Here is a 26,684-nt window from a genome sequence, read left to right as displayed (position 1 = left end):
ATAGAAACAATCCAACAAAAAATGGTTCCGATCATCAAAAACCGATGATCGGAACCATTTTTAATTATTTCAGGCTAGTTATGTCCCAGCCTCGTTTACCTCTTATAGGTTTGGATACAATGGAAACTTCTCAGTCAGAGCTTCCGCACGCTTTTTCGCTTCTTCCATTACTTTTTCGTCATCCATGTTCTTTAGGACAAGTCCCATGATTGAAGCGATTTCTTCCATTTCCTTTTCTCCGAATCCACGCGTGGTAACTGCTGCAGTACCAAGGCGAAGTCCGCTTGTGACGAACGGGCTTTGCGGATCGAACGGAATCGTGTTCTTATTCGTCGTGATGCCGATATCGTCAAGTGCTTTTTCAGCAGCTTTTCCTGTTAGATCAAGGCTTCTCAGGTCTACTAGCACCAGATGGTTATCTGTACCGTTCGATACGAGCTGAATGCCTTCCTTTTCAAGGGAAGATGCAAGGTGCTTCGCGTTCTCAACCACTTTTTTAGCATATTCCTTAAATTCATCCGTCAACGCTTCCCCAAATGCTGCCGCTTTAGCAGCGATTACATGCATTAAAGGACCGCCCTGGATTCCAGGGAAAATAGATTTATCGATTTTCTTCGCGAATTCTTCTTTGCAAAGAATCATGCCTCCGCGAGGGCCGCGCAGGGTTTTATGGGTCGTCGTTGTAACAAAGTCCGCATACGGAACAGGATTCTGGTGAATACCAGCTGCAACAAGGCCGGCGATATGCGCCATATCAACCATTAAGTACGCATCCACTTCGTCTGCAATTTCGCGGAAACGCTTGAAGTCGATTTCTCTAGGATAAGCGCTCGCTCCTGCAACGATGAGCTTCGGTCGGTGTGTTCTTGCTTTTTCCAAAACATCATCATAATCAATTCTTTGATTTTCTTTATCTACGCCATATTCAACAAAGTTGTATTGGATACCGCTGAAGTTCACATGGCTTCCATGGGTCAAATGTCCGCCATGGGAAAGGTTCATCCCAAGCACAGTATCTCCCTGCTCGAGCACAGTAAAATAAACTGCCATGTTTGCCTGTGCACCGGAGTGAGGCTGCACGTTTGCATGGTCAGCGCCAAAGATCTGCTTCGCGCGGTCTCTTGCGATATTTTCGGCAACATCAACGTATTCACATCCGCCATAATAACGACGGCCAGGGTATCCTTCCGCATATTTGTTTGTTAGGACTGATCCCTGCGCTTCCATAACCGCCTCACTGACAAAGTTCTCTGAAGCGATCAACTCAATTTTTGTACGTTGACGGCCTAGTTCATTCTGGATTGCGTTAAAAAGCTGCTCATCTTGTTTCGCTAGTTTTTCCATACGAATCCCCTTTCATCGAACACAGTAATGATGTGTTTATGTATACACATGTTTAAAGTGATTTTTCAACTCTTTATATAGTATCACACTTCTGTTTGGCTGGTACAACAGACTTATTGGAGTTTTTTGACAACTGCTGACAAAGGGATTATTTTGATCTCTGGAGAGTTTGATGCAGACAGTGTTTTTTTACATGTGAACGTAACTCCCACTTGATTTGCTGCCGCTTCGCTCCTAAAAAAAACAGGAGTTAGACCCCTAAGATCTAACTCCCTTTTCCACCTGGTCCGTTATAGGTCATCTGTTCCGCTAAATCAAGAAATACTGCTTCATTTCATTTTTTTAGGTCATATAATCCTTTATTTTAGCTTTTCGGGGCTTGTTCTTCCTGTTTTCCAGGAAATAGCGGAACAGAAGACCTATATTTTGTGAAAAAAGCTATTTTTAATTAAATAGCGGAATATATGCCCTATAATCTTCCTTCGGGCAAATAGGTCATCTCAACTGCAAGTTTGCAGGATCCGTTACTTTTTCTCATTGGAAATTTGAAGCACACGTCAGAATAATAGCCTGCTTTAGAAACAATTATCGTTTTTCGATGGATATGAGGCTCTTTCGCCACCGATTAGCTTCGGCCTTGTACGGGCCATTGTGAGGTGGGCCTGGCCTACTTGTTTTACCGAGCTTCGAACAGGAACGGCAACATGTCGCAGGTGCATGCCGATAAACGTATCGCCTATATCGATTCCTGCATCCGCTTTGAGAAATTCAACAAGAACCGGGTCTTTAAACTGGCTGAAAGCATAGGCAGCCATCGATCCTCCTGCTTTCCTTGTTGGAACTGCTGCGACTATTTCATATCCTCTGTTGTAAGCTGTTTCCCTTTCCACGGCAAGTGCGCGGTTAAGATGTTCACAGCATTGAAACGCCAGTTCTACGCCTGTTTCTTCTTGAAAATCTTTTACAGCTTCATATACAGCTCCTGCAATATCTTCTGTTCCAGCTGTACCGATATGTTTTCCCATCACTTCACTGGAGCTGCAGCCTATGACTAACAGGTGCCTGCTGGATAAGGAAGCGTAGGTTTGTAGATCTGTTAAGGCCTGACGTACTTGCTTGCTAACTTCTTTTAGATCTAATCCTTCCATTTAAAAAACCCTTTCCTACTGGTTTTCGTATTCTTTGATTTTGTTTACGCGTCTTTCGTGGCGCCCTCCTTCAAACTCCGTTTCAAGCCAAACTCTCGCAATTTCTGTTGCCAGGCCAGGCCCGATGATCCGCTCTCCCATCGCAAGCACGTTGGAATCGTTATGAAGGCGGGTAACCTTTGCACTGAAAAGATCATGGACGAGCGCACAACGTACGCCCTTTACTTTGTTTGCAGTAATCGACATGCCGATTCCTGTTCCGCAAATAAGGATGCCACGATCTGCCTCCCCGTTTGAAACTTTTTCGGCAACCGGAAGGGCATAATCCGGATAGTCGACCGATGAATCACAGTCACAGCCAACATCCTCTACTTCGTGGCCCATTTCTTTAATGACATTGATTATATCGTCCTTTATTTTAACTCCTGCATGATCTGATCCAATCGCTACTTTCATCATGATCCCTCCATCTAGTTTGGTTTCCCTGGATTATTTTTTTTCGAACTTTTTAATCAATTCATCTATTAACTGGTCTAGCTCTTCATAGGTTTCGCGGTAAACTTCAACATGGCCGCCAAACGGATCGGAAACATCAAGGTCAGGAAGATTCTTTTCAAGCTGCAAAAGTTCTACTAACTCCGGCCTGGTCTTCTTCTGGAATGCTTCTATTTCTTCTTCCCGCTCAGCATGGGAAAGATTCTTCTTATCCAATTCATAGAGGAACCCCGCCCTCTTTGTTTCAAGCTCTGCATACTTTTCATGGAACTCCTGGTAAGCTCTCTCACTTTTGCTCTGGTTCAAAGCATATTCTTTTAGTGTAAAAATCTTAAAAGCTGCCTCAGGATAATCCCTTAAAAGGATCGCCTTGTGGTTTTCGGTCATCGTCAAAAGCAGATCCGCCCAGTCTACAAGCGATCGATCCAGTGGTCGTGATCGATGCTGGCAGGCGATGCTGTTCTCGGATAAAACTTGAATCGTCTGTTGGCTCGCGCTGCTGCCATTTTGGGCAAAAACGCCGGCTGACTTTACTTCTAACTTTCCGTTAGATTTGTGGCGCAGCAGGGCTTCTGCCATCGGACTGCGGCACGTGTTTCCCGTACAAATAAATAACACCTTCACCCTGTCCTCACCCTTTCTAATTTTATTATGGGAGATTGCCGTTCAGAAATCCAGCGTTCTCCCTTTAATTTTCTCTATTTTTACAGAGTTAAACCATTTTCATTTTACAGTAAAAATTGCGCTAAAAAGATGCAGGTATAAATGGAAACAATTAAACCTTTTATTCTTTTTTCTACCCTACTACAATGAGCGTAAGAAGCATTTGTAATAGTCTTGTAATCATTTTGAAACCTTTTTTAAAATACATACGTAAATAACGGTAACGTAATTTTTAGGGGGGAAGCCTTGTGACAACAAAAAAAATCTCGATTCTCATCGGTGCCATCATTACCTTTGCCATTCTGGTAGTTATCTTTATCACGAGCTGGTATACCGTGGATGAATCAGAACAGGCGATCATTACTACTTTTGGTAAAGTAGATGAAGAAATCAGTGAACCCGGCCTGCACTTCAAACTGCCGTGGCCTGTTCAGGAAGTTGATATTTTACCAAGGGAAACTTTTAGCTTAACCTTTGGCTATGATGAAAAGGAAGGAAAGATCGTAGAATATCCAGAGGAAACGAAAATGGTGACAGGGGATGAAAATATCGTTCTTGTCGACATGGTTGTCCAATGGAGAATAACGAATCCAAAACAGTATTTATACTATTCCGATGAGCCAGAGAAGATTTTATACAACGCAACATCAGCAGCTCTTAGAGGCGTGATCGGAACAAACCAAATCGATGAAGCGCTCACTTCCGGAAAAGCCCGTATTGAAGGCGATGTCCGCAAGCTTTTAACAAAATTGATCGATCGCTATGATATCGGCATTTCTATTCTTGATACAAAGCTTCAGGATGTTGAATTGCCGAACGACGAAGTAAGAAAAGCATTTACAAACGTTGTCGATGCAAGAGAACAGATGGAAACTACGATTTATGAAGCGAGAAAGTATGCCAACCAGAAAGAAAACGAAGTACAGGGTCAAAAAGATGCGATCATTTCAAGGGCGGAAGGAACAAAAGCGGCCCGCATCGAGGAAGCACGCGGAGATGTCGCAGTCTTCAACGCGCTGTTCAACGAGTATAAGGCCAGCCCGGACGTAACAAGACAGCGACTCATCCTGGAAACACTTGATGATGTGCTGCCTGACAGTAAAATTTACATTACTGATGATGCCGGCAATACGGTGAAATACCTTCCGATTAATCCGGTTCAGGAAAAGAAAGAGGAAACGAAAAAGGAAGGAAGTGAGAAGAATGGATAATTATAACAATGTGACCCCGATCGAAGAAAAAATGAAGAAGATCAACTTTCGAACCGTTTATAAAGGCGGTATTGTCATTATCCTGCTTCTTCTCCTTCTTGGCGCAATCTTTGGAAGCATGTTTATTGTAAAAGAAGGCGAGTACAAGGTCGTCCGCCAGTTTGGGGATGTCGTAAGCATCGAAAACTCACCGGGAATTAAGTTCAAGATCCCGTATATCCAATCTACGACGACACTTCCGAAATACCAGATGCTCTATGACGTAGCAGCAGAAGAAGTGACAACGAAAGATAAAAAACGGATGATCGTAGACAATTATGCCGTTTGGAAAGTTAACAATCCTGAAGATATGATTCAAAATGCACGTACAATAGAGAACGCCGAAGCAAAGATGGGGGAATTCATCTTCTCCATTATCCGCTCTGAGCTTGGTAACCTGGAGTATGAAGAAATTATTAATGATGAAAAATCTTCTCGCGGAAGCCTGAACGACCGGGTGAGGGAAAAAGTGAACAAACTGCTTGAACGAGATTCATACGGCGTTGTGCTTACCGATGTGCGGATGAAACGAACCGACCTGCCTGACGCGAACGAACAATCCGTCTTCACTCGGATGATTTCTGAACGCCAATCAAAAGCCCAGGAGTACTTATCAAAAGGGTTAGCTGAAGCAAACCGGATCAAGGCAGAGACAGACCGAAACGTCGAAACCATCATGGCAAAAGCAAGCGCAGATGCTGAAGTCATAAAAGCACAGGGTGAAGGAGAAGCAGCAAAAATCTATAACAAAGCGTTCAGCCAGGATCCGCAGTTCTACGATCTCTATCGGACACTCGAATCCTACAGAACAACGATCAACGATGAAACAGTCATCATGCTGCCAGCAAACTCCCCATACGCAAAACTGCTCATGGGCTACACAGAATAAGCAAAAGCGTCCTCGACATCGGAGGGCGCTTTTATTGTTATTAAAGTTTTAAAAAAATAAGACCACAAAGCGACACATCTTTGCTCTCCCCAAAAAAAAGATTGCCAAATCTTTTTTATAAGAGCGCCAGCGACAAGGCTCGTTTAGCTTTCGGAAGCGTCATGCTCGCATGTAAGAAGCCGAAAACTAAACGAGCCGCCTGGAGAGCAAAAATGACCAATATAGTTTTAAACTCTAGCTCCTAGAGGTATTAAAATAATACCGCCTGAAAGGAGCCCTTAACATGCTTAAAGGATTCAAAAATTTCACCAATAGAGGAAACATCGTTGACCTCGCAGTCGCAGTCGTGATCGGTACAGCTTTTGGAAAAATCGTTGACTCCCTCGTAGAAGACATCATCATGCCGCCGATCGGACTATTGCTTGGAAAAGTAGACTTCAGCAAGCTGTACATCAACCTGACAGATACACACTACGATTCACTCGCCCAGGCAAAAGAAGCTGGAGCACCTACGATCAATTACGGGCAATTCATCAATAATGTAATCGACTTTTTTATTATCGCACTCGTTATTTATTTTCTCGTCAAACAATGGAAAAAGGTCTATCACAACGAAGAAGAAGCACCTGCTGAAAAGGATTGCCCGTTTTGCCTGTCCTCAATTCCAGAGGATGCCGTCCGCTGTCCGGAATGTACTTCCCACCTTCCACAGCAGGCGCCGGTTCCCGAAGAGTAATATTTTATATCAATAGCTTAATACCGAATCCGAGTAAGATGCTTCCGCCCAGAAGTTCACTGTATGAGCCAAGCCAGTGTTGAAATTTTCTGCCCATCAAAAGGCCTGCCCATGTTAAAATCATACTAAAAAAGCCAAACAAGCAGATTGTAAGCAGCATCCTGGCTCCATAAATCCCGAGGCTCAGACCTACTGAAAAGCTATCGAGGCTTACGCTTACAGCAAACACCAACATCCCGAAACCGACCGGTGTAACAAAAGGCTCCTCGTTTTTATCAAAGGAGGAGACGATCATCTGGAATCCTAATAATAATAACAAGGTACCGCCTACAAGTGTTGCGATCGCCCCGAAATACTCTGAAATAAAATGGCCGATGAGCATTCCCCCCAATGGCATCAACATATGAAAAAGGCCGATAACAACACCGATTTTGGCAATTTGTTTAAGCCTTAGCGGGAGCATCCCCATGCCCAGGCCAACAGAAAATGCATCCATTCCAAGCGCAAACGCCATAATGCTTAATGTGATCAATTCACCGACTAATGCGATTGCTTCCATGCCATCTCCTCCTGAGGACTTGCTACTCCACTTTATGCAAGTCCACTTGAAATTAGACATGAAAGAGGCAATAATAGTTTAAGATTGTCTTAATTAAGGAATCGTACAGTACACCTTTTTTTTCAAACAAATTTTTCAAAAAATATAGAGCTGGAGGCCCGAACTATGAGTGTACACAAAGATATAAGCAACCATCTGGACCAAAAGAACAGGATCGTCAGAATGTTTGTGAAGCTCGATCAAAAAAGAGAAGAACTGATTGATGAAGCGGTGAAAAGATGCCGTGAGAACGAACCTATTTCAGTAGATGAGATTAATGATGTCACAACAGAGATCAACGAGCTTGCTCGCGAAGGTGTCGTCCCACCAAGGAAGCATGTAACAAAGGACATGATCGAGGAATACACAGAGAAAAAGTACGGAAGGTAACTTGTAAAAGCTGACCTTAAAGGATTAAGCAGTTCCGAGAACTCTGAAGAAAAAAAGCGAATAATTATTTTATCGGACATTGAGTCCTCTATTTGTCTTTTAAACATCAATTTGAAGAATTATAGGACATACGTTCCGCTATTTACTTAAAATCATATCAAACTGGACGTTGATAGGGTAAATAACGGAATCAATGTCCTTATTTTTTTTATAACTTTACTTTTGGCTCGAATAACGGAACAGATGTCCTTTAATAGTAACTCTTTTACGTTTAGTAATAGTTACATAAGATGTCTGGCTTTTTTGCAGTTTTTGAGAAATATAAATACCAACAAAAAATGAGAAGTGCTGAGCACTTCTCATTTTTGTATGTTTATTTTTACCAGCGAGCAGTTAGCATTTTCCTTCTTGTGTAGAATTCAACTCCATCAGTTCCGTTGGCATGAAGGTCTCCATAGAACGAATTTTTCCATCCGGAGAATGGGAAGAAGGCCATTGGTGCTGGTACACCGATGTTGACACCAAGCATTCCCACTTCGATGTTTTCTCTGAAGTAACGGACGCTGCTTCCACTGTCCGTGAACAGGCATGCACCGTTTCCGAAGTCCGATTTGTTCGTAAGCTCAATCGCTTCTTCAAGATCTTTTACACGTACAACGGAAAGGACAGGTGCAAAGATCTCTTCTTTCCAGATCTTCATGGACGGATCTACGTTGTCAAAAATCGTTGGCCCAACGAAATATCCTTTTTCATGGTAAGCTTCATCTTTACGGCCATCTCGGACAAGCGTCGCCCCTTCTTTTTCTCCGATTTCAATATAGCTGCTTGTACGGTCCTTGTTTTCCTGGCGGATGACAGGTCCGAGGAATACATCTTCATCCAGACCGTTACCAATCGACAGCTCACTTGCTTTTTCGTTAAGTTTTTCCACTAGATCATCTGCGATGGAGTCAACCGCAACTACAACGGAACAAGCCATACATCTTTCTCCTGCAGACCCGTAAGCAGCCGCGATTATTTCTTTTACAGCACTATCCATATCCGCATCTGACAATACGATAGAATGGTTTTTCGCTCCAGCAAGAGCCTGGACACGTTTTCCGTTTGCTGTCGCTGATTTGTAGATATACTCTGCAACAGGTTGAGAACCAACGAATGAAATAGCTGGAACATCTTCATGATCAATGAGGCTATTTACGACATCATGGGCACCATGAACGATATTGAACACACCTGCTGGAAGACCCGCTTCTACAAAAAGCTCAGCGAGGCGATTAGCAAGGATCGGTGTTCTTTCAGATGGCTTCAATACAAATGTGTTGCCACATGCAATAGCGAGCGGGAACATCCAGCATGGAACCATCATCGGGAAGTTAAACGGAGTAATACCGCCGATTACACCGACAGGATAACGGTACATTCCTGATTCAATGTTGGTAGCAATGTCTGGAAGTTGTTTACCCATCATTAGGGATGGCGCACCAGCTGCAAACTCCACACATTCAATCCCACGTTGCACCTCACCATAGGCTTCTTTAAAGTTCTTACCGTTTTCCTGAGTGATCAATCTTGCAAGCTCTTCCCAGTTTTCTACTAATAACTGCTGGTATTTAAACAGAATTCTAGCTCTTTTCGGAACTGGAGTTTTGCTCCATGTTTTAAACGCTTCTTTTGCTGCGTTAACTGCGTTATCAACATCTTCACGAGTTGAAATCGGCGTGCGTGCAAGCTCTTCTCCAGTTGCAGGGTTTGGTACCGCTTCGAACTTATCTGTATTGGCATCCACCCATTCACCGTTAATAAAGTTTTTCAATACTTTCGTTGCTGTCGTAGTCATAATTAAAATCTCCTCTCATGATTAGAAAATGGAATATAAGATAACTGCAAGGACTAACACAATAGTCGGCATTGCTACACTAAGAATAAAGATCGGTCCATATGACCGTTTATGGGTTTCACCACAGATAGCTCTGATGGTTGTTACGACATAGCCGTTATGCGGCAGTGAATCAAGTCCGCCTGATGCAAGTGCCGAGATCCTGTGCATAGCTCCCGGATCCAGACCTTGAGCCATATACATCGGCGCCAGGATTGGCAGCGCGATCCCAAGGCCACCTGAAGCAGAGCCAGTAATACCGCATATTAAAGTAACAGCTATGGCTAATCCCATTAACGGCGGTCCCGGAATATTAACCAGCGCATCTACAAATGTATCAAAAGCGGCTACCTGGGCTGCAACACTCCCGAATCCTACTACCGCACATGTATTTGCTGCGGCCACTAAAGCATCCTGAGAACCTTTTGCAAGTGCTTCCCAGAATCCAACTAAATATTTGAACATTAAAACACACGCCAGAACGATTCCGCTGAATAATGAAACCAGGGCAGCGGCCGTAGAAGAAGTGAAATTGGCAATTGTGTTTAACATTGCTATAACGGTCATTAACGGTAAAATCGCCAGTATAATATGTGGATATTCTTTCCCCTTTGGTTCTGTTGCTGGCCGTTGCATCATCACCTCGGCTTCGAGGGCAGCAGCAGTTTCATCGGCTGCCACATTCGAGGACTTATTAGGCAATGAAAATGTTTCTCCGTTTTGGACTGCTTTTTTCACCATCCTGCTGAGCAGCAAGCTGCCAATGACCATGATGACCAGTGCCATTAAAACGCCGATAAACCCGCCTGCAGTTGGCTTCGTACCGAAAAATTCTGTCGGTATCAAGTTTTGAATCTCTGGAGAACCTGGCGCTGTCATCGTAAAGGATATTGATCCGAACACTAAAGCCGCCGGGATAAAACGGTGCGGCAGATTTGCAAGCTTAAAAAGCGATACAGCAATCGGATAAACAGCGAACCCTACAACGAACAGGCTCACTCCGCCATATGTCATAATCGCAGCTGCAGCTACAACCGCGAATACAGCCCTCGAAGGCCCAAGAGTGTCTTTTACCCAATTAGCAATACTATCAGCAGCTTTTGTTACCTGCATTATTTTCCCAAAAATTGCTCCCAGTAAAAAGATTAAGAACCAGGAATAAAAATAGTTTGTGAAACCTGTCATATAATGCTCTGTTAAGGCAGTTTCAAGATTCAGCCCTCCGGTAAGTGCAACTACGATTGCACTGATGATGGCTGCGACTATAATATTGATGCCTTTCATCGTTAGATACATTAATAGAAGCAACGAAGCGATTAACCCTAGCATTCCGATCATATTGTCATTCCCCCCTGTCCCTTTTATACTTTCTCTGTTTCAGAGGAAAATTGATAATCATAGCAAACATGGTAAAGCTCTGTCAGTTCGTTATGATTCGGCACTCTCGGGTTATTGCCAGGGCTTCCGCTATCAATCGCGTCCGCTGCCATTTTTTCAACAGCAGCTTGAAACGCCTCCCGGTCAATACCATAATCTCTTAAGTTAGGAATATTTAGCTTTTGACAAAGGTTCTTGATAGACGTTACTGCAACATCAGCTGCTTCTTCGTTGGAAAGACTGTTATTATCCGGTTCAAAAATTCTGCCGATATCGGCTAACCGATCGATGCATGCTTCTTTACTGAACTCTAAAACCGCCGGTAAAAGCATAGCGTTAGAGATTCCATGCGGAACATGGAACAGTGCCCCGATCGGCCGGCTCATTCCATGGACCAGACAAACGGAAGCATTTGAAAACGCCATGCCTGCCTTAAGTGATCCTAGACTCATTTCCTCCCGAGCGTCAATATTCTCACCATCATTGTAAGCGGTTAAAATATTCTTAATGATTAGCTTCATAGCCGATACAGCCATTACGTCTGTCATCGGATGAGCTTTTTGTGAAAGATAGGCTTCAACCGCATGGCTCAGCGCATCTACTCCTGTTGCAGAAGTTACACTTTTGGGAGAAGAAACAATCAACAATGGGTCCACAATGGCTACACTTGGCATAAAGGCAGGCTGCTTGATCATCATTTTGACATCATTGGACGAATTTGTGATGACGGTTACGTCTGTTGCCTCAGAACCCGTTCCTGCTGTTGTTGGTAGCGCAATGTGCGGGACTGGAGCATTGTTAGCCAGTTTTTCCCCACCCATATAATCACCTATAAATCCTCCGTTAGTCGCCAGGGCTGCGATCGCTTTAGCCGTGTCAATACAGCTTCCGCCTCCAACAGAGACCACGATGTCGCACTGTTGATTCTGGAAAAGTTCCAATGCTTCTGCAACATACACATCGGTCGGCTCTGATGCTACTCCTAGATAAACTTCATGTTGCACCCCTTCTTTCTCAAGATGGGTCAGGCATTCATTGACATATCCGAGCTGGTCCATGATTTTATCACTGATTATTAACGCTTTTTTCCCTCTTAGTGCCGCTTCTGGCCCAACCTTTTCAAGTGAGCCCCTTCCATAGAAGATCGCTTCAGGCACACGGAAAACTCCTGAATTCTCCATTGAACATTCCACCCCTTTTAAAATCTGTCACTTTATTTGTTTGCAAGAAGTGTGCCAACTTTGAATCCGCTTATAATCAGTGTTTTGTAGCATCCAGAGTGTAGCCGCTACACTACATATGTAGTTTTTTTGTAGATTGACCACTACACTTTTTTTAAGAAATTCCGTGTTTTTTTAACTTCTGGTATAGGGTTGTCCGGTGGATACCCAGCAGGTCAGCAGCTTTTGACTTGTTCCCTCCCGCTCTCCTTATTGCTTCCTTAATCAATTCTGATTCCCGCTTATGGCCCAGAGATTTTGCTTCATCTATTAAACTTTTTGATGAAGGTAATCGGCTCGCCTTTTCCTTCTGGATATCATCCTGTTTCAAAACATCTGGCAAATGATGATAGTCTATCACTTTACCATCTACAAGTGTCACCAGTTGTTCCACTGTATTGACCATCTCTCGAATATTCCCTCTCCACTTATGATGAACAAAAGCCTTTACCGCTTCAGATGTGAACAACTTTTGTTGAACATGATACCGCTCACATATTTCTTTCAAATAATGAATCAATAAGACTGGAATATCCTTCTTTCGTTCCCGAAGAGGCGGGATATGGAGCTGGATAATATTTAATCGATAAAAAAGGTCTTCCCGGAACTCCCCTTCTTCCACCATCCGCATCAGGTTACGATTGGTAGCAGCGATCACTCTTACATTAATGTTATATTTCTTTACGCCGCCCACCCTTTCAGCTTCCTTTTCCTGCAGAACGCGAAGGAGCTTGGTTTGCATCACAAGAGGCATCTCCCCTATTTCATCTAAAAAGATCGTCCCATTGTTAGCCAATTCAAATTTGCCAGGCTTCCCTCCTTTTTTTGCCCCTGTAAAAGCACCTTCTTCATACCCGAACAATTCTGATTCGAATAAGTGTTCAGGAATGGCACCGCAGTTAACGCTGATAAACGGCCCATTGGAATAAGGGCTCAAATGATGAATGCTTTTTGCAAACATCTCTTTCCCCGTCCCGCTTTCGCCGGTAACCAGAACGGTTGCCGCCGTTCTGGCAGCTTTTCTTGCAAGTCGCTTGACCTCGACTATCCCCTCACTCGTACCGATAATCTGGTCAAGTGTGATCCTGCTGTCCCTTTCCTTTTGTTTCGTTAAAAATGATTTCTCCGAATTTTGGCCATGGTCTCTCTGTATTTTTTCATAAATTTTATAGACCTCTGTCACACCTTCAAAAATAAGCATTCCGATTGCTCCGACAACCCTGTCTTCCTTCCAGATCGGAATTCGATGGACGACCATATCGTGCCCCTGGATATTCTGCAAAACTCCTCTTTCGGGAATTCCACTTTTCACCGTTTCATGTAGATGGGTGTTATCGATGACTTCTTTCACATGCCTTCCTATCGCCTCGTCTCTGCTAATCCCTGTAAAACGGCTATAGGCTTCGTTGAATTCTAGAAGGATGCCGTTCTCATCAACTACAGCTATCCCTTCATAAGCACTTTCCAGAATAGCCTCAAGTGCCCCTGCAGAGTTTTTCTGTTGCTCCAGTTTATAAATATACTTTGAGAGTCCATCCAAAATATCTCTGCCTGTAATAATTCCAATCAGCTCGCCATCCTGTGTGACTGGTAAATGATCATATGGAAGAGAACCAACATCAATAATAGAGTCATCAGGTCTTACAGTTGGTAAAGTTGACTTTGGTATGTTGCTGATCGAGGAGTCTCCCTGTTTTCCCTGCGCAAAGTAATTTAAAAGCTTTTCAGGGGTAATCATTCCGACGAAACGGCCTTTTTCATCTACAATTGGCAAGCTATTCAAATGGTACTGTACCATCATTTTAGAAGCATCCCGGAATGTTTGTCCCGTTTTAATAGAGTAAGGACCTGGCGTCATCCAATTTTTCACCTGGAATAATTCATCCCTGTGTAAATCATCCATATTTTTATATAAATCCTGAGGCAAGTCAGACCCCTCCATCATTTATAATTTTTTCAAAATTATAACACTCTCTGGTTATTGTATAAACTGGCGTTAGGTACCCAGGAACAGCTACAAGACTTTTATCAGACACAAGAAAAGCAAAAAGCTAACACGTTTCTTAACTCTTTTTAAACGAAAAAAGACAGGGAAAATTCTCCGCTGTCATTTTTCAATCTTCCTTTAAAAGATAGTGAATAGAGCAACTGCCAGAATAACACCGAGTATCGGTACAATAACAGTCATAGCACCGAATGCCGGGTATGCATCCTTATGGGATTCCCCAGCAATCGCACGAATCGTGGTCACAACATATCCTCCGTGAGGAAGAGAATCGATCGAACCTGAAGAAATTGCAACGACACGATGTAGCTCCTCAGGAACGACTCCCATATCGAGATAATGTGGAGCAAGCAACGGCAATGCAATAGATTGGCCACCTGATGCCGATCCCGTTAGGCCGGCTATTACAGATACTGCAATAGCCCCTCCGATCAGCGGGCTCCCCGGGACACTGGTCATAGCATCAACTGCACTGGCAAACGCAGGAGTAGCCTTAGCCACGCCACCAAAGCCAACTACCGCAGATGTATTTGCAATCGCAATCAGAGCTCCGATCGTACCTTCTGAAGCTGCTCCCCACACGTTGGTGAAGTATTTTCGGTTAAGAAGGTATGTCACGATACAACCACTTAATAAAGCAATGATAAGAGCTGATTGCGCCAATATGTCATGGAAGATGAAAGAAATAACTAAAACGGTCAAGAGAGGAATCATGCTCAAAATAGGACCTGGCAGGTTTTGACGTACCAGGGTCGGGTCACTTTCCCTCGCCTCGAACTTTTCTCCATTCTGAACCGCTTTGTTTATCATCTTCTTCAGCCACCAATAACCGAACACCATCATGAATACAGCGACGATCAAACTCACTTCCCAGCCTGCATATGGGGAAGTTCCTAAGAATTCTATCGGAATCCAGTTCTGAATTTCCGGAGATCCTGCTGATGTCATTGTAAACGTGGTCGAACCAAAAGCCAGTGCTGCCGGTATAAACCTCCTTGGCAGATTTGCTTCCTTAAATAAACTTAATGCCATCGGATAAACGGAAAAAGCAACGATAAACAGACTTACTCCACCGTATGTCAAGACCGCACAGGCAATTATCACAGCCAAAGCAGCACGCTTCATACCGATTTTTTCAATTATCCACTTTGATACACTATCCGCTGCTCCGCTGTCCTCCATTAATTTTCCAAAAATAGCACCAAATAAGAACATCAAATACCAGGAAGTGATAAAGCCTGAAAACCCTTCCATATAATTTGTTACAAAATTGACTTCACCTTCTCCTGCAAACTGGGGGAAGATTGGCAACCCGCTGAATATTGCAACAATAAAAGCTGCAAAAGGGGCAGCTAGCAGCAGGTTCACCCCTCTCATCGTGAGATAGATCAGCAGGGCTATCCCCCCGAGCAGTCCGATCATACTAAGCATAAAATCCTCCTATTTCCGAAAACCCTTCCTTGTCTCCCTCATCTTCTATCCATTACTGATCCTCTTTCTACTAAATGCCCTTCTAATCTTTGTATTTCAGGAGAACGTACCTCTCCATTTACATTATTCAGTAGAAGCTCGATAGAAGAATCGACCATTTCGTCTATTGGCTGATGCCAGGTTGTCAGCGCGTAGGAAGACCAGTCCGCCATCGCCACATTATCAAAGCCGATTATTGAAATATCTTCGGGAACTCTTATCCCTTGTTTCCTTAGATAATCTATCGCACCAAAAGCAGAAATATCGTTAGAACAAAAAATAGCATCGATGTCTTTATCTTGTTCAAGTAATCTCTGAGCTGCAATATATCCTCCTCTATATGAATAAAGGCCATTTTCTTTTAAGAAGGAAGTGATTCCATGTTCAGCTAAAGCCGATTGGAATCCATTTCTTCGATCGACTGTTGTTGATGTATTTACCGGTCCGGAGATAAAGGCAAGATTCTCATGTCCTTTTTCAATTAAATAGTGGCCAATTTTTTTCCCGGCAGCAAAGTTATCACATACCACAGCATTGCTCAGGGAATCGTTAACATATCGGTTAAACAAAACGACCGAGATGCCATTCCGGGTAAATTTCTGTACAGCAGATGAAGTTAAAAGCGCATCTGTAATGATAGCACCTTCCACACTGTACTCGATTAAATGGCTCACTTCTTCCTCTTGTATTTCATTATTCTGCGAGTTGATAAACATAACGTGGTATCCTTTTTCAGAAAGCCTGCTGTAAAATCGATCGAGTACTTCCGGAAAAAACGGATTCTGGATATTTCGCATTACGATTCCAATGATGCGCGACTGATTCGTGATCAGGCCTCTTGCAATCGCATTCGGCTGGTATCCAAGTTGTTCTGCCGCCTCTAGAATAATCTTTTTCTTTTTTATTGAGATACTTGAATTTTCACTAAAAGCCCTGGATACACTCGATTGGGAGACTCCTGCCAACCGAGCGACATCCATAGCTGTAACTTTTTTATTTTTCAAAGCATGTTCCTCCTGTCTGAGTATAGACAGAGAAATTATAACAGATTTTACTTATCCTTTTTTCCATAGCGTTCGACACGCAGATCGGCTTGTGCCTGGTGCCCTTTAAAGCCTTCAAGATCGCATAGCCTTGAAGCATACTCCCCAACTGTGGCACTCGCTTCAGGTGTTACTCTCTGGTATGTGCACGTTTTAAGGAACTTGCCTACCCAGAGTCCGCCTGTATAACGGGCAGCCTTTTTGGTAGGTAATGTATGATTGGTTCCGATGACTTTATCACCGTATGCTACGTTCGTTTCAGGACCGAGGAAGAGCGCCCCGTAGTTCGTCATGTTTTCTAAAAAGTAATTTGGATCTTCTGTCAGGATCTCCACATGCTCGTATGCAAGTTTATCAGCTTCTACTACTGCTTCTTCAAGGCTATCTACAAGGATGATCGAACCATAATCCTGCCATGCTACACCTGCAACATCAGCTGTTGGAAGCGTTTCAAGCTGGCGTTCAATTTCCTTTTCCGTTTCTTTTGCTAATTTCTCAGACGTTGTAATAAGTGCAGCCGGGGAATTCGGCCCATGCTCTGCCTGTCCCAGAAGGTCTGTTGCTACCATTTCAGCATCTGCAGTTTCATCTGCAACAACAAGAACCTCAGTTGGACCTGCGAACAGGTCAATCCCTACTCTTCCGTACAACTGGCGCTTCGCTTCAGCAACAAATGCATTACCTGGACCGACAAGCATATCGACCGGTTCAATCGTTTCTGTGCCGATCGCCATCGCACCCATTGCCTGGATTCCACCAAGGATGAAAATTTCGTCTGCACCAGCCAGATGCATTGCAGCCACAGTTGCAGAAGGAATCTCTCCTTTGATAGGAGGCGTACATGCGATAACACGCTTAACACCTGCCACTTTAGCAGTTAAAACACTCATGTGCGAAGATGCGACCATCGGGTAGCGCCCGCCCGGAATATAGCAACCTACACTGTTTACCGGAATATTTTTATGGCCAAGGAAGACGCCAGGCAATGTTTCCACTTCAATATCTTTTAATGCATCTTTTTGATGCTGGGCAAAGTTTCGGATTTGTTCCTGCGCAAATTTAATGTCGTTTAGAACTTGTTCTGGAACAGAATCAACAATGTTCTGGATTTGCTCATCCGTTAATCTGAACTGCTCAGGAGACCACTTATCGAACTTCTCGGAAAGCTTGCGAACTTCTTCATCCCCGTTTTCTTCGATATTTTTAAGAACTTCGCTTACAGCTTCTTTTACTTTTACATCTGCTTCCTGTACTTCCTGGTCATTCTTTCCCTGTTTTAAAAAAGTCGCCATGATTAATCACTCCATAATTGATTTTTGAATACGTATGCAAAATTGTTTAAAAATTAAATGGCTGTCCAGCCGCCATCTACTTTAATCGTCTCTCCAGTTATGAACTTGGATAGTTTTGAAGACAGGAACATTGTTGCACTTGAAACATCCTCTGCATCAGCAAGCTTTCCAAGCGGGATTCTGCTATAAACATCCTGTTCAAACGCTTTGTCTTCAAACATCTTCGCAGTGAGTTCTGTCTCAATAAATGTTGGTGCAACTGCATTAACATTTATTCCATCCGTTGCCCATTCAACTGCAAGAGCCTTCGTCAGTTGGACCATTCCGCCTTTGCTGGCACAATAGGCCGCACGTTTGTAGTACCCGACAAATGCCATTTGAGAAGCAATATTTATTATTTTGCCCGACTTGTTCGCCATCATATAGTTCGCTGCCTGTTGGCTACAGAAAAAAGCCGCCTTAAGATTTGTATCGAGCGTCAAATCCCAATCTTCCTCTGTAACTTCCATCGCAGGCTTCGCTCTGTTGATACCTGCATTATTGACCAGTACATCGATCGAGCCCATGTAATCTGCTGCTGTATCTGTCATGCGTTTGATTTCAGCAAAACTATTAAGATCAGCTGATACGTAAAAGCTATCGGCGTTTATTTTTTTCAGCTCATCGGTTGTCTGACGCAGAGCATTTTCGTCTCTTCCTACAATGACAACCTTTGCTCCATTTTCTGCAAAAGAAAGGGCGATATCCTTTCCGATTCCCTTGCTTCCGCCTGTCACGATAACCGATTTATTTTCAAGATCGGGAAAGTTTTTCATAACACCCCTCCATTATTTTTGTTCGATTCCTAAGTCTTTCTTTAAAAAGCGGATAAGTTCAGCTTCCCTTTTCTGGTTGTATTCCTTTGAAAATGCCTCATCCCACTTATAATAGCCTTCTCCTGTTTTATCCCCGAGCTTTTTTTCTTCCACAAGATTTTTTAGAGTCGGCAGTGATTCTTCTGCACAGGATAAATGCTGGAATAAATAATCCGAAATAGCAGAAAAAACATCCAATCCTCCCATATCGGCCGACATCAACGGGCCTGATACGGGCAGCCTGCGGCCAATACCAAATGTAACTGCATCATCGATGTCTTCCTTGCTTGCGATGCCTTCTTCCAGAATATATTGGGCTTCACGAAAAAGCGCATATTGAAGGCGGTTTCCTACAAATCCAGGTACCTCTTTTTTCACTTCGATCGGCTTCTTTTTCATTTGCTGCAATAATTCAAAAGCTCTTTCCACTGCTTCATCACTTGTTTTCTCTCCTCTTACAACTTCTACAAGAGGAATGAGATGTGCTGGATTCCAGAAATGAGTAACCACCGTCCGTTCTGGATGAGCCGTTTGACTGGCAATCTCCGTTGGACTTAGACCGCTTGTATTGCTGGCAAGAATGACATTTGCTCCGCATAAACTATCAAGCTTCTTAAAAAGTTCAACTTTTAAGTTAATATCCTCCGGCACAGCTTCAATCACGAACGTCGCCTGTTCGGCCGCTTCTTCAACGGAAGTCGTTATTTTAATATTTTCTTTAATTTTGTCGGCTTCTGAATCAGATAAAATATTGTTATTCAGCATGATCTGCAGCTTCTTTAGCATATTCGTCCATCCCTGGTCCAGGTCTGCTTCGCTTATGCCCTGCATTGTTACACTTATCCCGGCCCAGGCTGCATTTAGTGCAATAGAATGCCCCATCGTGCCACACCCGAGTACCGCTACTTTTTCCAACTATTCACCAACTTTCTGAAATTTCCACTTTTTGAATACGTATTCAAATATACAATGAAAGCGCTATATTTTCAAGTTAAAACATAAAACCAGTTAAAAAGTACGAGAAAATAGAAAAATTAAAAAAGCCATTCCTTTAAGAATGACTTTTGAAATACTTCATTAATTACCTAAAAATTCTTTCTTGATGATCCTCCCGTTCGCAGCTTTCATAAGCCTGTTCATAACCGCTTCCCCCATGCCTGAAGTTGGAAATGTTTCGCCGTAAATCACATCCACATTTTCTTTATCAAAAGCTCGCAATACATCGTATAAGCGATTGGCAACGGTAGCAAGGTCTTTTCTTGTCCCGCAGGAAATAACCAGGTCAGCATCATAATGATGTTTGGATTCTTCGGTTGCCAGTACCCCGACCTTTTTGCCTTCTGTTTTCGCTTCATTTACCAGCGACTGTATCGCCTCTGTATCGCCTTCAACAAGTGTAAACGGAGCCTGTGGAGCGTAGTGTTTATACTTTACGCCAGGAGATTTGGGGGCCTGTCCTTCGTTTGATAATGCTGGATCAACAGACACCTTACCAACTACCTCTTCCAGTTGTTCTCTCGTAATTCCTCCAGGACGAAGAATAGTGACGACATCTCCCGTACAGTCTACTACCGTTGATTCAACTCCTACTCCTGTTGGCCCCCCATCCACGACACCGGCGATCCTTCCTTTTAAATCTTCATATACATGAGCTGCTGTTGTCGGAGAAGGCTTTCCAGAAAGGTTCGCGCTTGGGGCCGCAAGTGGAATGCCGCTTTTATGGATAAGCGCTCGGGCAACAGGATGATCTGGCATCCGTATCGCTACTGTATCGAGCCCAGCTGTAACGTTAGACGCGACCTGCGCCCCGCCAGGCATGACTATCGTTAAGGGGCCAGGCCAAAACGCTTCAATCAACGGTCTGGCTGACTCCGGAATGTGTTTTACAAGTTGATCTAACTGGCTTACGGAAGAAACATGAACAATTAACGGATTATCTGCAGGGCGTCCTTTTGCTTTAAAAATTTTAGCGATCGCTATTTCAGATAAAGCATTTCCGCCGAGCCCATAAACTGTTTCAGTAGGAAATGCCACCACCTCATTTTTTTGCAGAAGCTCCGCACTTTCCGTTATTTGTGCACAACTCTCTAAATTATCCACATTTTCATCCACAACCCAAACGTTTGTGTGGATATCATTCATTTTACAACACCTACTTTTTTCTTTTGCCTCATTTCAGTAGCTAAAGACCTATAAAACCTACCTTTAGAGTACCTTTTTACCTATTTAATTCGTTTAACTTTCCCACTATGTATCGTAACGGATTTCCCTTCAAAAAGAAAGAAAGAGAAATTACTCACAGGTTGTGAATAAGTTCCCGGATTTTGTGTATAACTCTGTTGATAAATTCAAGATTTTGGGATAGTTAGCAGTTATTCTCTCGATTATTCACAGGCTTTTAAACATAATCACAGATTTATTCATAATGGCCTTTTCAACAGCACTCGAACGAAGCATTTCTGTGGGGATTTCTGTTTGCGATATTGTTTGAAAACCAAACGCCTGAAAGATAAAGGATGGCCGTTTTGTTAGTAGATAGAGCCCTTTTAAATCCTGTTTCACGCCATAATCAAATACTACCTGGAAAAACTGCATCATTTTTTTCGCGTCCCAATAATTTGTGTCCATTACAAATGTTCGCAGCAAACCGAAATCCCCGTATTTTTCGAGCCCGATCGTTGCCACAATATTTTCATCAACCGTTTCAGCAATCAGGAAGTTTTCTACATCAGGCAAAGACTCCCGGTTCAATAGACCGGCTCTTTCTATCATTCTAGCAATCGAAACTTTATCATCCTTGACCGCCTTGCGGATATTTACCGTCATAGATCCCCCTCCATTTCCCATTTCTATAAACCTATGAGATCGGAAGGAAAAATATCACCGGCAGTTTACATTAAAATAGATTTTTCACAAAGTCTACTAATCCATCAAAAACAGTTACCAGGAAAAATTCTACTTTTACTTCTTCCTTTTCCGTTTGGATTTCTTTAGCCTGTTCAGTATTCACCGCTTTTTCATTGTTTGCATCTTTTACGGCATCCCCGTTATCAAAATCAAGGAAGCATAACGGAGGGAACAACACACACCACCAGTTGTCGCCAAGACCTTCGCCTAGAGTGATCAACACTGCCTCATATTTTCCAGCCGGATATACATAGTTTCCGTAAAGTTTAGTAGGGAACTGCACTTTCGCAAATTCTACCTTGTAATTTTGGCCATCGAGGTTCATTGCTTCAAGCTCATTGCTAACGATATTGCTGATTTCACCAAGATGGCTTCGGATCACTTTTCGTGAAGCTTCAATGGATGTCAGATCCTTTACCCATGTATTGATCGATTCATTTACTTTATCACGGATGAGCCGCTTAACTGATTGATCGGCATCAGAATTGCTGTTTGCCAGGATGCGAAGGCGAATCGCTTCGTCCGGGATAACATTTGGATCCTGTTCTGCAAAGGCTCTTGGCTGGCTTGAGGATAAGCTTGTAAAAACAATGATAAAAGAGATTAATAGATGGATAAGTGCTTGTTTTTTCATTTTTATTCCCCGTCCTTTCTGTTACAAACAGTGTGGACAGGTTATACGGAGTTCAAACGTGTTTTCTTCCAACATAAGTCGAAGGATTTCGACGAACTGAGGAGTAATAGATGGTATCACTTATGCTCCCCCGGCGTCTCTTATGTTATAAATGCTTCTTACAAGCGAGCTTGACGCAGCTTTTATAACACAAGAGACTTGTCGCTAACGCTCTTATAAAATAGATTTGGCAATCTATTTTTTAGGGGGAGCAAAGAAGTGTCGCTTTGTGGTCTCATTTAAATGCTAAAAATTAAAATATACCCATGGAAAAAGACAGGCGGGATGGTTATCCTACCTGTCCGAAGACCATGCGTTGTTTTCCGTTTATGTCTTTTACGATTTCTGTTTTGATGTTGTTTCCAAAGGAGGCTTCTAGAAAGCCGGCGACTGTTTTCGCCTGTTTTTCGCCGACTTCAAAAGCGATGATCCCCTTAGGAGCTAATACTTTAGGAATTTGGTGGGCAAGCTTTCGGTATAATTCGTAACCGTCTTCTCCGCCAACTAGAGCTGTTATTGGCTCATGGTCTCTCACAAGCGGGTCAAGCTGCTCGTAATCTTCCTGCGAGATATACGGAGGGTTGGAGACGACGATGTCAAAACGCTTTCCCTGTTCGATAATTGGCTGCAGCAGGTCTCCATGCAAGAAGGAAACCTCTGCACGAAGGTTGATTGCGTTTTGTTTGGCGACCTTTAATGCTTCCTCAGAAATGTCGATCGCGGTCACGTTTGACCGTTCGAGCTCTAATGCCAGAGAAATCGCAATTGCCCCGCTCCCGGTTCCAACGTCTACAAGTGATAAAGGCTCACTTCCAGGAAAGAGCTTCGCGGACCTTTCGATAACTCCTAATACGAGTTCTTCTGTTTCCGGCCTTGGAATCAACACATGTTCGTTAACCGTGAATTCGCGCCCGTAAAAGCTTTCTGTTCCTGTAAGATGCTGAAGCGGAATACCTGTTGCATGGGCTTTAATCTTTTCAACAAATGCCCGCTCCATAGCCTCTGGAATACCGTCCCGCATTTTCATGAAAAGGCCGGTTCGATCGACCCCCAGTTCATGGCGAAGCAGCAACTCAGCAGCAAACGGTTCGCGTCCATTTTCTTCTAAAAAAGAAGAAGCCCAATTGAGGGCTTCGTAAATTTTTCGCATGTTACGTTCACACTCCAGCCTCTGTCATTAACCTGGTTTGCTCTTCAGTAATTAACGCATCGATAAACTCATCCAGCTTCCCCTGAAGAATCTGATCGAGCTTCTGAATCGTTAAGTTAATGCGGTGGTCTGTTACACGGTTTTGCGGGAAATTGTACGTACGAATACGCTCCGAACGGTCCCCTGTCCCTACTGCAGATTTACGGGTTTCATCGTATTCCTTTTGTGCTTCCTGCTGGAACTTATCATATACACGTGCACGCAATACTTTCATTGCTTTTTCTTTGTTTTTAATCTGTGATTTTTCATCCTGGCATGATACCACTGTCCCAGTTGGCAAGTGTGTTAAACGAACCGCAGACATAGTAGTATTTACACTTTGCCCTCCTGGCCCGCTGGATGTAAATGTATCAACACGAATGTCTTTCTCGTGAATTTCTACTTCAACCTCTTCTGCTTCAGGCAGTACAGCGACTGTAGCAGTCGAAGTGTGAATGCGTCCGCCGGATTCTGTAGATGGTACACGCTGAACACGGTGAGCTCCGTTTTCATACTTAAGCTTAGAATAAGCTCCGTTACCGTTGATCATAAAGATAATCTCTTTGTAACCGCCAAGCTCCGTGGAACTCGCTTCGATAACTTCTGTCTTCCAGCCCTGCACCTCAGCATATCGGCTGTACATACGGTATAGGTCGCCGGCAAACAATGCAGCTTCGTCTCCACCGGCAGCACCGCGAACCTCAACGATAACGTTCTTATCGTCGTTAGGATCTTTTGGAAGAAGCAAGACTTTCAGTTTGTCGCTAAGCTCTTCTTCACGTTCTTCCAGCTCATTGAGCTCAAGCTTAACCATTTCACGCATTTCCTGATCTTTTTCTTCTTCCAGCATCACTTTTGCATCTTCTAATTCATCTGTTACAGTTTTATAAACGCGGTAAACCTGGACAATCTCCTGCAGATCAGACTGCTCCTTCGAATACTCACGCAGCTTATTTGTATCATTAATAACTTCTGGATCACTAAGCAACTCATTTAATTTTTCATAACGCTCTTCTATCGCTTCTAAACGTTCTAACACGCTTTTTCACCTCATTAATCATTGCATAACATTCTAATTATAGTATACAAATGCCCATTAGTAAAGCGGGCAACACCCCACTGTTTTTTTGGATAACCCGGGAGAAGGCGTCCCAATACCTATTCAAACCGTCTTGACTATGTATATGCCACAGATTTAAACAACGTTATCTTTCTACCAACGCGTTTTGTTTTATCCACACATCACAGCAGGGTCTGACCCCATTGTTTTTGTGGATAATTAACTTCGGGGTCTGACCCAAAAAAATGTTAATAAGAATACTACCCGGGGAATACTAAAAAGAAGCAACGTGGGATAAGGAGGAATGGGTAATGAAATATGTAGTGATCGGCGGAGATGCGGCCGGTATGAGTGCTGCGATGCAAATTGTGAGGAACGATTCAGAGGCAGAGGTACTCACGCTTGAAAGAGGCTCGATTTATTCTTACGGACAGTGCGGACTTCCTTATGTGATAAGCGGATTGATTCCATCGACCGAAAACCTCATCGCACGCAGGGCGGAAACTTTTCGTGATAAGTACGGCATTGATGCCAGAACGTTACACAATGTTGAAAAGGTGGATACAGTCAACAAAGTTGTGACTGGAACAAAGTTAGATTCCCATGAAATCTTTTCATACGAGTACGACAGGCTGTTGATTGCTACAGGAGTAAATCCTGTTAATCCAAAATGGGAAGGGTTTGATCTTGAGGGGATACATATGCTAAAAACAATACCGGATGCAGAAGAAATAATGGGCTCGCTTGATAAAGACGTAGAACATGTTACTGTTATCGGCGGTGGATACATCGGACTCGAAATGGCAGAAGCATTTGTTCACCTCGGAAAAAAAGTAACCATTATTGAACTATCTTCTCATCTTGCCGGGATTTTTGATGAAGACATGGCAACGTTTGTACACGAAGAAGCTGAAAAACACGGGATAGAAGTAAAAACGAAAGAAGCGGTAAAAGCATTCGAAGGCAGCAAGAGTGTCGAACAGGTCGTAACTGATAAAGGAAGCTATCAAGCGGATCTTGTCCTCGTTTCTGTAGGTGTTAAGCCAAACACCGAGTTTGTAAAAGGTACACCGATCCATCTGGCAGAAAACGGGGCCATCAAGGTCAACCATTACATGGAAACAAACGTGAAGGATGTCTATGCAGCCGGAGACTGTGCTGTCCATTATAACCTGGTAAAAGAAAAAGACGATTTTATCCCGCTCGGAACGACAGCAAATAAACAGGGGCGAATCGCAGGATTGAATATGGCCGGAATCCCTAAAACGTTTAAAGGCATAGTCGGAACCTCTGTAATCAAGTTTCTTGACCTTACGCTGGGCAGGACGGGTATATCTGAAAAAGAAGCAGAAGCGTTAAGAATTCCTTACGACTCCTGTTATACAGAAGCAACCGACATTGCTGGCTATCATCCTGATGCCGAGAAACTGAAGGTAAAGATTACATTCCGAAAGGATAACCAGAGGATTCTAGGCGGGCAATTTATAGGGAAACACGGCGTTGATAAAAGGGTGGATGTGCTTGCTACTGCATTGTTTCACCAGATGACTCTACACGATATGGAAGATCTTGATCTTGCTTACTCTCCACCTTACAACAGTGTATGGGATCCGATTCAACAGGCTGCAAGGCGGGCAACATAAGATAGAAAACTCGCCGACGGAGAATTGCGCTATCTTTCCTAAAACTTTTCAAAAACGGCGAACCTTCTTCTCTGCTAAAAGGTATATTTTCTATACGGTAATAAAAGGACTCTCCGGGAAGGAGCGTCCTTTACGATTCTCTGGCACGGATTTTATACCGGGGAACTTCCTTATACACTTTTTCTTCAATTTCATTCAGGTAATCCCTGCGATCTTCCTGTTTAATGTCTTTTGTGAATTTAACATTAACATAAGCAATGTTCCCAACAATTGCTACCATGCCTGCTCTAACTCCGTCAATCCGATTAACAGCTTCTCTTATCTTCGCCTGGTCGTTACTGAGTGTCGGCTTGTTAGCATTCATGTTTCGGTAGTTATTCGGGTTTAAATTTGTTTCATATATGTTTTGAATTTCATTCCGGTCCCTTGCCCCTGAGGATTGAAGCGGCGAACAAGCTGCAAGAAGCACCGGAATGATTCCAGCGATCATTAAACCTTTTTTCATCTAGGACACCTCCTGCACTTAGCGTGCCCTGTCCCACGATAAAGAAGACGAAGAAAA

General features: G+C 43.3%; 25 protein-coding genes. 5 read left to right on the top strand and 20 right to left on the bottom strand.

Annotated elements, in window-relative coordinates; translation table 11 throughout:
* Positions 1-102: 102 nt before the first annotated feature.
* The 4 genes from FCL54_RS14555 to FCL54_RS14540 form a co-directional block, all read right to left on the bottom strand.
* On the bottom strand, positions 103-1,344 hold the full coding sequence (locus tag FCL54_RS14555; RefSeq protein WP_138127456.1) for a serine hydroxymethyltransferase: 1,242 nt from the start codon (positions 1,342-1,344) through the stop codon (positions 103-105).
* A gap of 575 nt (positions 1,345-1,919) precedes the next feature.
* Positions 1,920-2,492 carry a TIGR01440 family protein gene (locus FCL54_RS14550; protein ID WP_138127455.1) on the bottom strand — a complete coding sequence of 191 codons (573 nt, stop codon included), beginning with the start codon at positions 2,490-2,492 and terminating at the stop codon, positions 1,920-1,922.
* Positions 2,493-2,507: 15 nt separating this feature from the next.
* Positions 2,508-2,948, bottom strand: coding sequence for a ribose 5-phosphate isomerase B (gene rpiB, locus FCL54_RS14545; RefSeq protein WP_171016853.1), 441 nt, complete (start codon positions 2,946-2,948; stop codon positions 2,508-2,510).
* A gap of 33 nt (positions 2,949-2,981) precedes the next feature.
* Positions 2,982-3,611, bottom strand: a complete 630-nt coding sequence (locus FCL54_RS14540; RefSeq protein WP_138127453.1) for a low molecular weight protein arginine phosphatase — start codon at positions 3,609-3,611, stop codon at positions 2,982-2,984.
* A 287-nt stretch (positions 3,612-3,898) separates the two neighbouring features.
* Here FCL54_RS14540 and hflK point away from each other — a divergent pair, with 287 nt between their 5' ends.
* The 3 genes from hflK (at position 3,899) to mscL (ending at position 6,525) form a co-directional block, all read left to right on the top strand.
* Positions 3,899-4,861, top strand: coding sequence for an FtsH protease activity modulator HflK (gene hflK, locus FCL54_RS14535; protein WP_138127452.1), 963 nt, complete (start codon positions 3,899-3,901; stop codon positions 4,859-4,861).
* A complete protein-coding gene (gene hflC, locus FCL54_RS14530; RefSeq protein WP_138127451.1) occupies positions 4,854-5,789 on the top strand; it encodes a protease modulator HflC in 936 nt (311 codons plus the stop codon). The genes hflK and hflC overlap by 8 nt, the downstream gene beginning before the upstream one ends.
* Positions 5,790-6,072: 283 nt before the next feature.
* On the top strand, positions 6,073-6,525 hold the full coding sequence (gene mscL, locus FCL54_RS14525) for a large conductance mechanosensitive channel protein MscL (RefSeq protein ID WP_138127450.1): 453 nt from the start codon (positions 6,073-6,075) through the stop codon (positions 6,523-6,525).
* A gap of 4 nt (positions 6,526-6,529) precedes the next feature.
* Here the strand turns inward: mscL and FCL54_RS14520 are convergent, their stop codons facing one another.
* Positions 6,530-7,084, bottom strand: a complete 555-nt coding sequence (locus tag FCL54_RS14520; protein ID WP_138127449.1) for a manganese efflux pump MntP — start codon at positions 7,082-7,084, stop codon at positions 6,530-6,532.
* Positions 7,085-7,249: 165 nt separating this feature from the next.
* Here FCL54_RS14520 and FCL54_RS14515 point away from each other — a divergent pair, with 165 nt between their 5' ends.
* A complete protein-coding gene (locus tag FCL54_RS14515; protein WP_138127448.1) occupies positions 7,250-7,513 on the top strand; it encodes a DUF2533 family protein in 264 nt (87 codons plus the stop codon).
* A gap of 379 nt (positions 7,514-7,892) precedes the next feature.
* Here FCL54_RS14515 and FCL54_RS14510 read toward each other — a convergent pair whose 3' ends face one another.
* The 14 genes from FCL54_RS14510 to prfA all read right to left on the bottom strand — a co-directional run bounded on the left by FCL54_RS14510 (position 7,893) and on the right by prfA (position 24,458).
* Positions 7,893-9,350 (bottom strand): CoA-acylating methylmalonate-semialdehyde dehydrogenase, encoded by a 1,458-nt coding sequence (locus FCL54_RS14510; RefSeq protein ID WP_138127447.1) that lies wholly within the window; start codon positions 9,348-9,350, stop codon positions 7,893-7,895.
* 21 nt (positions 9,351-9,371) lie between these two features.
* A complete protein-coding gene (locus tag FCL54_RS14505; RefSeq protein WP_138127446.1) occupies positions 9,372-10,727 on the bottom strand; it encodes a GntP family permease in 1,356 nt (451 codons plus the stop codon).
* Positions 10,728-10,750: 23 nt separating this feature from the next.
* Positions 10,751-11,947 (bottom strand): iron-containing alcohol dehydrogenase, encoded by a 1,197-nt coding sequence (locus tag FCL54_RS14500; RefSeq protein ID WP_138127445.1) that lies wholly within the window; start codon positions 11,945-11,947, stop codon positions 10,751-10,753.
* A gap of 154 nt (positions 11,948-12,101) precedes the next feature.
* Complete coding sequence (locus FCL54_RS14495; RefSeq protein ID WP_138127474.1) at positions 12,102-13,889, bottom strand: sigma 54-interacting transcriptional regulator; 1,788 nt, start codon at positions 13,887-13,889, stop codon at positions 12,102-12,104.
* 222 nt (positions 13,890-14,111) lie between these two features.
* A complete protein-coding gene (locus FCL54_RS14490; protein ID WP_138127444.1) occupies positions 14,112-15,422 on the bottom strand; it encodes a GntP family permease in 1,311 nt (436 codons plus the stop codon).
* Between the two features lie 38 nt (positions 15,423-15,460).
* Positions 15,461-16,465, bottom strand: coding sequence for a LacI family DNA-binding transcriptional regulator (locus FCL54_RS14485; RefSeq protein WP_138127443.1), 1,005 nt, complete (start codon positions 16,463-16,465; stop codon positions 15,461-15,463).
* A gap of 47 nt (positions 16,466-16,512) precedes the next feature.
* Positions 16,513-17,796 carry a histidinol dehydrogenase gene (hisD, locus tag FCL54_RS14480; protein ID WP_138127442.1) on the bottom strand — a complete coding sequence of 428 codons (1,284 nt, stop codon included), beginning with the start codon at positions 17,794-17,796 and terminating at the stop codon, positions 16,513-16,515.
* A gap of 53 nt (positions 17,797-17,849) precedes the next feature.
* A complete protein-coding gene (locus FCL54_RS14475; RefSeq protein ID WP_138127441.1) occupies positions 17,850-18,611 on the bottom strand; it encodes an SDR family NAD(P)-dependent oxidoreductase in 762 nt (253 codons plus the stop codon).
* 12 nt (positions 18,612-18,623) lie between these two features.
* Positions 18,624-19,565 carry a 3-hydroxyacyl-CoA dehydrogenase family protein gene (locus tag FCL54_RS14470; protein ID WP_138127440.1) on the bottom strand — a complete coding sequence of 314 codons (942 nt, stop codon included), beginning with the start codon at positions 19,563-19,565 and terminating at the stop codon, positions 18,624-18,626.
* A 162-nt stretch (positions 19,566-19,727) separates the two neighbouring features.
* A complete protein-coding gene (locus FCL54_RS14465) occupies positions 19,728-20,783 on the bottom strand; it encodes an L-threonylcarbamoyladenylate synthase (RefSeq protein WP_138127473.1) in 1,056 nt (351 codons plus the stop codon).
* 255 nt (positions 20,784-21,038) lie between these two features.
* Positions 21,039-21,476: a hypothetical protein gene (locus FCL54_RS14460; protein ID WP_138127439.1), complete on the bottom strand. Its 438-nt coding sequence runs from the start codon at positions 21,474-21,476 to the stop codon at positions 21,039-21,041.
* Positions 21,477-21,546: 70 nt separating this feature from the next.
* On the bottom strand, positions 21,547-22,191 hold the full coding sequence (spoIIR, locus tag FCL54_RS14455; RefSeq protein ID WP_138127438.1) for a stage II sporulation protein R: 645 nt from the start codon (positions 22,189-22,191) through the stop codon (positions 21,547-21,549).
* Positions 22,192-22,519: 328 nt separating this feature from the next.
* Positions 22,520-23,380 (bottom strand): peptide chain release factor N(5)-glutamine methyltransferase, encoded by an 861-nt coding sequence (gene prmC, locus FCL54_RS14450; RefSeq protein ID WP_138127437.1) that lies wholly within the window; start codon positions 23,378-23,380, stop codon positions 22,520-22,522.
* Positions 23,381-23,387: 7 nt separating this feature from the next.
* Positions 23,388-24,458: a peptide chain release factor 1 gene (gene prfA, locus FCL54_RS14445; RefSeq protein WP_138127436.1), complete on the bottom strand. Its 1,071-nt coding sequence runs from the start codon at positions 24,456-24,458 to the stop codon at positions 23,388-23,390.
* Between the two features lie 332 nt (positions 24,459-24,790).
* Here prfA and FCL54_RS14440 point away from each other — a divergent pair, with 332 nt between their 5' ends.
* Complete coding sequence (locus FCL54_RS14440) at positions 24,791-26,122, top strand: FAD-dependent oxidoreductase (protein ID WP_138127435.1); 1,332 nt, start codon at positions 24,791-24,793, stop codon at positions 26,120-26,122.
* 130 nt (positions 26,123-26,252) lie between these two features.
* Here FCL54_RS14440 and FCL54_RS14435 read toward each other — a convergent pair whose 3' ends face one another.
* The gene (locus FCL54_RS14435) at positions 26,253-26,627 is read right to left on the bottom strand and encodes a hypothetical protein (protein WP_138127434.1); all 375 of its coding nucleotides are present in this window, start codon (positions 26,625-26,627) and stop codon (positions 26,253-26,255) included.
* Between the last annotated feature and the right edge of the window lie 57 nt (positions 26,628-26,684).

This window comes from Exobacillus caeni (assembly GCF_005747095.1).
In the GTDB taxonomy this organism is placed as follows: domain Bacteria; phylum Bacillota; class Bacilli; order Bacillales; family Guptibacillaceae; genus Exobacillus; species Exobacillus caeni.
The sequence above is the reverse complement of the archived record's forward strand: the minus strand, read 5'-3'. Positions and strand labels throughout refer to the sequence as shown.

Coding starts and splice junctions, on each gene's coding strand:
- rpiB (WP_171016853.1), bottom strand. CDS start 2,948: ATGAAAGTAGCGATTGGATCAGATCATGCAGGAGTTAAAATAAAGGAC.
- FCL54_RS14460 (WP_138127439.1), bottom strand. CDS start 21,476: ATGACGGTAAATATCCGCAAGGCGGTCAAGGATGATAAAGTTTCGATT.
- spoIIR (WP_138127438.1), bottom strand. CDS start 22,191: ATGAAAAAACAAGCACTTATCCATCTATTAATCTCTTTTATCATTGTT.
- mscL (WP_138127450.1), top strand. CDS start 6,073: ATGCTTAAAGGATTCAAAAATTTCACCAATAGAGGAAACATCGTTGAC.
- FCL54_RS14555 (WP_138127456.1), bottom strand. CDS start 1,344: ATGGAAAAACTAGCGAAACAAGATGAGCAGCTTTTTAACGCAATCCAG.
- FCL54_RS14495 (WP_138127474.1), bottom strand. CDS start 13,889: ATGGATGATTTACACAGGGATGAATTATTCCAGGTGAAAAATTGGATG.
- FCL54_RS14505 (WP_138127446.1), bottom strand. CDS start 10,727: ATGATCGGAATGCTAGGGTTAATCGCTTCGTTGCTTCTATTAATGTAT.
- FCL54_RS14515 (WP_138127448.1), top strand. CDS start 7,250: ATGAGTGTACACAAAGATATAAGCAACCATCTGGACCAAAAGAACAGG.
- FCL54_RS14500 (WP_138127445.1), bottom strand. CDS start 11,947: ATGGAGAATTCAGGAGTTTTCCGTGTGCCTGAAGCGATCTTCTATGGA.
- hisD (WP_138127442.1), bottom strand. CDS start 17,796: ATGGCGACTTTTTTAAAACAGGGAAAGAATGACCAGGAAGTACAGGAA.
- hflC (WP_138127451.1), top strand. CDS start 4,854: ATGGATAATTATAACAATGTGACCCCGATCGAAGAAAAAATGAAGAAG.
- FCL54_RS14440 (WP_138127435.1), top strand. CDS start 24,791: ATGAAATATGTAGTGATCGGCGGAGATGCGGCCGGTATGAGTGCTGCG.
- FCL54_RS14435 (WP_138127434.1), bottom strand. CDS start 26,627: ATGAAAAAAGGTTTAATGATCGCTGGAATCATTCCGGTGCTTCTTGCA.
- FCL54_RS14550 (WP_138127455.1), bottom strand. CDS start 2,492: ATGGAAGGATTAGATCTAAAAGAAGTTAGCAAGCAAGTACGTCAGGCC.
- FCL54_RS14475 (WP_138127441.1), bottom strand. CDS start 18,611: ATGAAAAACTTTCCCGATCTTGAAAATAAATCGGTTATCGTGACAGGC.
- FCL54_RS14490 (WP_138127444.1), bottom strand. CDS start 15,422: ATGCTTAGTATGATCGGACTGCTCGGGGGGATAGCCCTGCTGATCTAT.
- FCL54_RS14510 (WP_138127447.1), bottom strand. CDS start 9,350: ATGACTACGACAGCAACGAAAGTATTGAAAAACTTTATTAACGGTGAA.
- FCL54_RS14520 (WP_138127449.1), bottom strand. CDS start 7,084: ATGGAAGCAATCGCATTAGTCGGTGAATTGATCACATTAAGCATTATG.
- prmC (WP_138127437.1), bottom strand. CDS start 23,380: ATGCGAAAAATTTACGAAGCCCTCAATTGGGCTTCTTCTTTTTTAGAA.